Origin of the sequence: Staphylococcus sp. HMSC34G04 (assembly GCF_001838765.1) — a bacterium.
Taxonomy (GTDB): domain Bacteria; phylum Bacillota; class Bacilli; order Staphylococcales; family Staphylococcaceae; genus Staphylococcus; species Staphylococcus epidermidis.
On sequence record NZ_KV838748.1, the window covers coordinates 38,634 to 42,552 of the forward strand.

Below are 3,919 nucleotides of genomic sequence, written 5' to 3' on the forward strand. Positions count from 1 at the left end.
ATATAGTATAAAAACCACATAGTCATCTTTTTTTATAACTACGTGGTTCCTCAATTATTTTTCTTCTAAGTTGTTTTATGATTTTTAGTAATCATTTCTAAAGACAATCTCTCAATACCGTAATAATGACATTTATTAACTACTTTAGAATGGTATAGCATTATTGCTTTGCCTAAACGGCCACTCGTGTTAATAGAATAGCTTATATCGAAGGATTCGATAAATTCATTTTGATCATAGTCTGATATGGCGTATTCTAAATCTTTCCACGTTCCTATGCAGTTACTGATTAACGACAAATTATTCAGCATCACTTTTAACATTACAATTTTTAGATGATTGAGGGTATTTTCATCTTTATATTTGGAAAAATAGGGATGCTGATTCTTATAACCGCATATTTTAATAGTCATGTTGTTTCACAATGATTTACCCTTGCTTGGATTAAAATTAATACTATCGGTAAAATAAATATTTTCCTCATTATTCTTAACAAATGTAAATTCAAGATTTTTATAACCTACAGAAGATCCTTTTGGATCTCCAGCGCCTCTCATTAATAATCTAGGAGTTTTTTTCGTTTTAATATCATATCTTTTTCTTAATTGTTTAATATTATAGTCATCATTACTTAAATGATATTGTGCAGAATAATTTGGTGCATTAGGATTGTATTCAATATCCCCTTCTTTATAATCATCTGAATTTTTAAAGCTTCCGTATTGTACAAAGAACTTAAAGTTTTCTATTTCATTCTTCAATTTATTGTCATTAATTTTTTGAGTTGGAATTATCTTGTTATTTACCATCTTTATAGGATATTTCTTTTCTTCATCATCAATTTCACTTTTATTATCTTCAGAAATTTTCCTAATAACGTAATAACCAGTTGTACTTCTAGTATTTCTATTCATATGTAACACCATACCTTTTGAAGTCATAATCTTACCTTTTGGCTGTTTTGTCATTTCAGATCTAATAATCCATGTTCCTTTGTCATCCTTATCAAACTCTTCATCACGATAACCCTCTTTATCATAAAAGTCTTCTAGATTTTTAGTTGGATACACATTTAACATTTTATTAAAGTTTTGTTTGATTTCCGTTTCTTTGCTGTCTCCACAACCACTCACCAAAATTAATAAACTTATGTATATAGTTACTTTCTTTAGATAGTGCATTAGCTCACATCTTTCTGATTTTACTCCATATATACTTTTACAAAAATGCACATTATAAAAAACGCATCACTTTGATACGTTTCTAAATTAATTAGTCCATAATATTCTTTAGATTATTACTTATTTTATCCAATTCAGAGATTGCACTATCTACCCAATCGCCTTTAGCTGAACTTTTAAAATTTTTGCTAAAAGCGTGACAATGTTTCATTGTTTGTGTTATCAGTGCTTTTTCTTCAGCTTTCATCTCATTTTCATGATCATGGTGCTTTTTAAAATGCTCTGGAGCAATTACACCGGTAATTTTCTTTTTCTCTATTTCCTTTTTTACTTTATCTATACTTTCATCATCTAAGATAGGATTCGGCATTAACATATTTTATTCAGCCTCCATTATCTTTTCAGTTTGCTTTAAATATTCTTTTCTTACTTCATATTTATAATTTTCCAACTTTCTCTCTTTATGATGAATATAATCATTTATTTCTCGATCACATTGATCAATAATATTCATCATTCTAGTATTAGAATCGTCACTATAATTCATTTTACTTTTTAAATATAAAAACGCTTCGTAACTTTGGTCATTTTCTCTTCTTAATTGATATCTTTGTTCATTAAGGTTTTGGAATTCAATATCAATTTTCTTTTTCTCTGTGTCGTAGGCATCTTCTAAGTCCTCTATCTTCTTATACTTTGAAAACATCACATCAAGCTCCCTATTTGACTGGCTAACATTTGGTCTTTATTCACTATTTCATTGATACTATTTTTGATTTTAGATACATATATACTATATTGTGAAGAAATATTTGATAATTCACGTAATTTAATAGAAATTTCATTTTGAGGCGCAGTAACAAGTTTATATTCATTAACATTTCCAGCATCTAAAGCGCTTAATACTTCGTCACTAGAAAGATGTTTTCCTATCTCATTTCCAGATTCTTGAGCTTCTTCCCAGTTTTTTTCAAATTTTTTATCCATCTCATTGTACATTTTTTTCAAACGTCGGAATTCTTCTTCAACTAATTGATTTAGTCCCTCAGCCATTGAAAGTGCAGTTAAATATTTTAATAACTTTTGTTGGGAAGAAGATAGTGCTCCTCCACTTGCTTGGAGTAGATTTGCTCTAACTTCATCAACTTTTCCTAGTTTATTTTCAGTTTGCTTTTTCGCATTTATATATGTTTTATCATTTGCCTCTTGATATTTTTCTATTTTTTTAATCACTTTTCTTATTATTTTTTGTTCATCTGATGACATAAAACCATCCATCGCATGGCCTTTGCCATTTTTTAGAATCAACTCATCCCCTGCTAATACATAATTATAATGTTTAACCCTTTTATTTAACTCATCTTTATCTGAAACAATTCTAAGAATATTTCCATCATAATTTTTCAACAATTCATCTACCTCATCATCTTTTTTGCATCAAAATAACTACTTAATAACAATGATGAAGGTTTTTTAAATAATCGGGTTTCTTTTATTGCCAATGGAGCTGGATTATAGACAACAATTTTCTTAATACCATTACTTGTGCCTATAATTATTGCATCTCTACCTCCTAAAGAATGACCTGTAATTATATCTATATCATACTCTTTCTGCAATTTTTCAATAAATTGTTGTGTATTTTTAAAGTGAGCATCTTTATTGGTTACTGAACGCATTCCAATATTTGCATCTGATTTAAGATCTTTTAGTGTCTCGGCTGTATCCTTATAATCTTGCTTAGATGCTTTGACCTGTGAATCAACTAAGCTAGCAAGTACCCTTTTATTTGTTTACCATGAACATTAGTTCCTGTCATACCAACAGTAAGTTTACCTGTATCTTTATTCAAAAAAGCTGTTGTTGTAGTTCCTGTTTTCGGGTCGGTATAACTGTCTACGTAGTCTAAATTTTTTGGAAAATTGTTCTTTGATCTTAATTCATCTATTTGAGATTTAATTTTACTGTTATCTAAACCATTGTCATTAGCGTTTTCTATTTCATAGCTAATCATAGATACTGCGCTTGTTTCTTCTGTGTTATTTTTTATATTCTTTTGTTTTATTTGGTAGTCAGTCTGACTCATTATTTATCATCCCCACTTGGAGTGTATTCAACGCTGTCAGTAAAATAAATATTTTCTCCTTTTTTCTCTACAAAAGTAAATTCAATATTTTTAGAACCTGTGGATGAACCTTTTAAATCACCTGTACCTTTTAATAACAACTTAGGGGCTTGTTCGGTTGGAATATCATATCTTTTTCTTATTTGTTTTACATTATAATCATTATTACTGAGTTGATATTTAGCTGAATAATTAGGCGCATTAGGATTATAAGATACCTCACCGTCTTTATAATCTTTTAAATCTTTAAAATTGCCATATTGTGAGAAAAACTTAAAGTTTTCTATTTCTTTTTTTATTTTTTCATCTTTTATTTGTTTAGATGGAATGAATTTATTATCAATCAATTTGACTGGATATTCTTTCTTTCGAGTCTGAAATCCTATATCACTTTTTTCTTTTACTTCAGTTATCATGAACTTACCTTTGGACGTTCTTGTATTTCGATTCATAAATAAAACCATTCGTCTAGTTTTTAAACCTTCCCCCTTTTGTTGAATATTAATACTAGAAGTTATTACCCATGTTCCTTTGTCATTTTTATTAAATTCTTCATCTCGATACCCCTCTTTATCGTATAGATCTTCTAAGTTTTTAATAGGATACATACTTA

General features: G+C 28.6%; 5 protein-coding genes and 1 pseudogene. All 6 read right to left on the bottom strand.

Annotation, left to right across the window (positions count from 1 at the left end; translation table 11 throughout):
• Window positions 1–65: 65 nt before the first annotated feature.
• Window positions 66–413, bottom strand: a complete 348-nt coding sequence (locus tag HMPREF3241_RS12430) for a hypothetical protein (RefSeq protein WP_010959362.1) — start codon at window positions 411–413, stop codon at window positions 66–68.
• Window positions 414–419: 6 nt separating this feature from the next.
• Entirely contained in the window at window positions 420–1,181 is a 762-nt protein-coding gene (locus HMPREF3241_RS09175; protein ID WP_002486019.1) for a tandem-type lipoprotein, read from the bottom strand.
• 91 nt (window positions 1,182–1,272) lie between these two features.
• The gene (locus tag HMPREF3241_RS09180; RefSeq protein WP_002486026.1) at window positions 1,273–1,557 is read right to left on the bottom strand and encodes a hypothetical protein; all 285 of its coding nucleotides are present in this window, start codon (window positions 1,555–1,557) and stop codon (window positions 1,273–1,275) included.
• Window positions 1,558–1,560: 3 nt separating this feature from the next.
• Window positions 1,561–1,887 (bottom strand): hypothetical protein, encoded by a 327-nt coding sequence (locus tag HMPREF3241_RS09185; RefSeq protein ID WP_002486028.1) that lies wholly within the window; start codon window positions 1,885–1,887, stop codon window positions 1,561–1,563.
• Window positions 1,887–3,267: pseudogene (locus tag HMPREF3241_RS12435) on the bottom strand (hypothetical protein). The gene HMPREF3241_RS09185 and the pseudogene HMPREF3241_RS12435 overlap by 1 nt, the downstream one beginning before the upstream one ends.
• The coding region (locus HMPREF3241_RS09205; RefSeq protein ID WP_070853616.1) for a tandem-type lipoprotein at window positions 3,267–3,919 on the bottom strand (653 nt) is incomplete at its 5' end. The pseudogene HMPREF3241_RS12435 and the gene HMPREF3241_RS09205, both read right to left, overlap by 1 nt.

Bases quoted from the DNA above. Each gene is read 5' to 3' on its own strand.
- HMPREF3241_RS12430 (WP_010959362.1), bottom strand. From the start codon at position 413: ATGACTATTAAAATATGCGGTTATAAGAATCAGCATCCCTATTTTTCC.
- HMPREF3241_RS09180 (WP_002486026.1), bottom strand. From the start codon at position 1,557: ATGTTAATGCCGAATCCTATCTTAGATGATGAAAGTATAGATAAAGTA.
- HMPREF3241_RS09175 (WP_002486019.1), bottom strand. From the start codon at position 1,181: ATGCACTATCTAAAGAAAGTAACTATATACATAAGTTTATTAATTTTG.
- HMPREF3241_RS09185 (WP_002486028.1), bottom strand. From the start codon at position 1,887: ATGTTTTCAAAGTATAAGAAGATAGAGGACTTAGAAGATGCCTACGAC.